This window comes from Amycolatopsis kentuckyensis (assembly GCF_002155975.1).
Taxonomy (GTDB): Bacteria; Actinomycetota; Actinomycetes; order Mycobacteriales; family Pseudonocardiaceae; genus Amycolatopsis; species Amycolatopsis kentuckyensis.
Map to the genome: position 1 here is coordinate 1 of NZ_MUMI01000589.1, position 3431 is coordinate 3431.

Annotated in this window: 5 protein-coding genes; all 5 read right to left on the reverse strand. The window is 71.5% G+C overall.

Going from position 1 to position 3431, the window contains the following annotated elements; genetic code table 11:
* The coding region (locus CCN39_RS50430) for a WXG100 family type VII secretion target (protein ID WP_158104603.1) at positions 1–1016 on the reverse strand (1016 nt) is incomplete at its 3' end.
* Complete coding sequence (locus CCN39_RS42985) at positions 1016–1330, reverse strand: phage tail tape measure C-terminal domain-containing protein (RefSeq protein WP_086852354.1); 315 nt, start codon at positions 1328–1330, stop codon at positions 1016–1018. The genes CCN39_RS42985 and CCN39_RS50430, both read right to left, overlap by 1 nt.
* Positions 1327–1821: a YbaB/EbfC family nucleoid-associated protein gene (locus CCN39_RS42990; RefSeq protein WP_086852356.1), complete on the reverse strand. Its 495-nt coding sequence runs from the start codon at positions 1819–1821 to the stop codon at positions 1327–1329. The genes CCN39_RS42985 and CCN39_RS42990 overlap by 4 nt, the downstream gene beginning before the upstream one ends.
* A gap of 163 nt (positions 1822–1984) precedes the next feature.
* Positions 1985–2554 (reverse strand): DinB family protein, encoded by a 570-nt coding sequence (locus tag CCN39_RS42995; RefSeq protein ID WP_086852358.1) that lies wholly within the window; start codon positions 2552–2554, stop codon positions 1985–1987.
* Positions 2555–2566: 12 nt separating this feature from the next.
* Positions 2567–3431: glucodextranase DOMON-like domain-containing protein (locus CCN39_RS43000; RefSeq protein WP_279629621.1), on the reverse strand; the 865-nt coding region annotated here is incomplete at its 5' end.

The window sequence follows — 3431 nt, forward strand, 5'->3', positions numbered from 1 at the left end:
TCGGGCTTCGGTTCGGGCTTCGGGTCCGGCTTGGGTTCGGGCTTGGGCTCGGGGGTGGCCGACGAGGGGGTGGTGTCGGGTTTCGGGTCCGGCTTCGGGTCCGGCTTGGGCTCGGGCTTCGGCTCCGGCGTCGCCGACGAAGGCGTCGTGTCGGGCTTGGGCTCCGGCTTGGGGTCGGGCTTCGGGGCCGGTGCCGGGTCCGGCTTCGGGGTGGGCGTCGGCGTCACGCTGCTCGTCGAGGGCTTGGCCGCCGCCAGGTCGTCGCCCGCCTTGCCCATCTTCGTCAGGGCCTTCAGCAGTTCGCCCAGCTGCTTCGCCAGCTGGGCCAGCTTGGCGCCGATCTTGCCCAGGGCCGTGGCCACCGTGCCGATCGTCGTGCCGATGAAGATCGCGATCGAGGCCCCGAACGTCACCGGAGCCAGGGCCGCCGCGATCAGGGCGCCCTTGATGATCGTCGCCAGGAGCATCGCGATCAGGTCGCGGAGGATGCCGCGGAACGCTCCGACGATGCCGCCGGCGACCTTCATGTTCTTGCCGGCCTGGTCGAGGTAGCCGCCGAGGGAGCTCAGGTGCTCGGTGACCGCGTCCATGTCCTTCTTGAACTGGTCCGCGGCCTGCCCGCTCCACTCCTTCAGCAGCGTGTCGAGCGCCTGCTGGTGGTCGGCCGACCACTGCTCCAGCTTCTTCTTCTCCGCCGTGAGCGCTTCGCTCGCCGCCGCGATGCCGATCGGGTCGCCCATCAGGATGTCCAGCGGCCAGCGCAGGATCGTGATGTGCTCGATGAGCCAGCCGATCCCGGCCGTCAGCAGGCTGCCGATCGGGTCCAGCACGAGACCGATGGTCTCCAGCGCCATGCCCGCCGAGCCGATGCCGATCGCGACCTGGTCGTTCTCCTTGACGGCCTTGTCCAGCCCGGTCGCCGCCTCGAAGAAGCCCGCGCCCGCCGACCGGTTGTCGTCGTTGAACAGTTCCGAACCGTGGAGGCTGACGTCCTTGCTCTGGTAGTCGTCGCCCACTATCCGAACCTCACGATCGAGTTCACGGCGTCTTCTTCGCCCGACTGGTACCGCTTCGCCGCCTCGGTGACCTTGTCGGCGAGGTCACCGACGGTCTTGGCGTACTCCCCGAACTGGTGGTGCGCCTTGTCGGTCCAGGTGCTCGCGCCGGCGGCCATCAGCTGGCACGCCGGGTTGATGCCGAACATGCCGGGGTCGCACACCATGCCGCCGACCAGGTCCGCGGTGCCCTGCAGGTTCTTCTGCAGCTCGTCGAGGTGCTTGGCGAAGTTCGCCAGTGGGTCCGCGGAGACGCGGAAGCCGCCGCCGGTCACCAGGGGTTCGATTCGTCGTCGGTACGGTCGTCGGCCGCGGGACGGCGCCGGGGCGCGGACGGCGGCGCCGGCGGAGCGGACGGCGGTGGCGGCGTGGACTCGGCGCTCTCCGGGGCCGCGAAGTCGCCGTCCGGCGGCGGGTCGGGCGGGAGGAAGGACCGGACCATTTCGGTCGACTCGCCGTCGCCGTTGATGGTGGCGAAGGAATCCGCGACGGCGCGGGCGGTTTGGCGCTGCGCGTCCCGCACCGCGCCCATGATCGCCGCGGTGAGCCGGGCCGGGCCCAGCTCGCACGCCCGGTGGCCGAGCTCGAGGTTCGTCAGCGCGCCGTTCGGGGCGAGCGTCACGGTGACCGCGCCGTCCCGGGTGCGGACCGTTGCCCCGGCGGAGGAAAGGGCTTCGTTCAGCGCGGCCGCCTTCGACTGCATGTCCCGGACCTGCCGCTCGAGCAGGAGCTGGAAGTCTTCGCCTGGCCCCAGGTTCGGTTGCACTGATCGACTCCTCGACGCGCCGGCGCACTCGGCCGGATGCCTTGGTCGGTCAGGTTAGCGCACAGCGGACATTCCGCCGCCGACAGCCGGGAGTGTGCCTGGTTGTTCACGCGATGGTGCCCTTGCACACCTCGGTCGCCCCGGCCGGGCCGCCGTGGGGTGTCTACTGTGGACCTCCGGCGGCTCGGGCCGCCTTCTCGACCTCCGCGTGGCGGGCCGCCCAGAACTCGGCGTCGCGGTCGGCGCCGGTGACGGTCGAGCCGTCCAGTTGCTCGCGCAGGATGTCCGCGTGGCCTGCGTGGCGGCTGGTTTCGGTGAGTACGTGGACCAGGATGTTGAACAGCAGCACGTCCGGCCGGGGCCACCAGGGCACGTGGCCGGGTGCGTCGACGGCCAGCTCGGTGATCGTCGCGTCGGAGTGGGCCCATGCCCTGCGGTACCGGTCGATGATCTCCTCGCGGGTCTCGTGCTCGGTCGCCCACATGTCCGTTCCGCGCGCCGAGGCGTCGTCCCACCGGGGCAGCGGCTCGGGGTACCGCCTGCCGAAGATCTCGCCGAAGTAGCGGGCCTCGGTCAGGGTCAGGTGCTTGACCAGGCCGAGCAGGTTGGTGCCCGTCTTGGTCAGGGGACGGCGGATGTCGTACTCGCCGAGCCCGTCGAGCTTTCCGAGCAGCTCTTCGCGGACTTCGCGCAGGTCGCCGTGCAGGTAGTTCTTCGCGAACTCGTCGATCATGCCGCCAGCTTGTCAGCCCACCGGCACCCCGCGCACCGAAACCGGGCCGAGCGTCGGGTCCAGCTCCTCCTTCTGGTCCACTCCGGACGGCGTCAGCACGTCGAACGCCTTCGGCGCGGTTGCCGGCCCGGCCGCGCAGACCGGCGCCGTCCCGCCGGCCGCGCACAGGCCGAACGTGTACTGGCCCGCCGTCGGCGTGAACGGCCGGGCCTGGTCCGGCGAGTTGCCGTCCTGGCCGGTGAGCACCACCGCGAACGTCCAGCCCGGCCCCGGCGTCCCGAAGGCCGCCTTCGGGACGCTGACCGTGATGTACCGCGTTGCCTGCGAAGCCTGCACGGACGGCGTTGCCAGCGAAGCGCCCGAAGCGTCGACGAGCGCCGGATCGGCGAAGCCCTGGACCTCGATGCGCCGGCTCCACGCGTCCTGGGACGCGATCGTGTACGCCCGGCTCGGGTACGGCGCCGCGGTCGACGTCGACGTCGCCGCCGGGTCGTGGCCGTAGATCGTCAGCAGCTGGGCTCCCAGTGGCGAGCCGAACGTCGGCGACAGGTCGCGGATCCGGGCCCGGAAGACCAGGGTGCTGCCGGAATCGATGATCTGGAACCGCTGCAGGTCGAACGCGCCCGCGTGGAAGTCGCCCGCCGTCGGGTACGTGTACGTGCCCGGGCCGTTGTCGTCGCCGTCCGGGTCCGTGGTGTCCAGCAGGACCGTGCCGGTGACGAAGTCCGAGCTGATCGTCCGCTGCGCGTACCCGGTGCCGGCGCCCGTCGCGGCCGCCGTGACGACGTTCGCGCCCAGCGGGGTCGGGACCGTCGCGCTGAACGTCCCGGCCGCCGAAGCCCTGGTCGACAACACCGTGGTCGTCCCCGCGTCGGTG

Excerpts from the sequence above, each read along its gene's own strand:
- CCN39_RS42995 (WP_086852358.1), bottom strand. The coding sequence starts at position 2,554 with ATGATCGACGAGTTCGCGAAGAACTACCTGCACGGCGACCTGCGCGAA.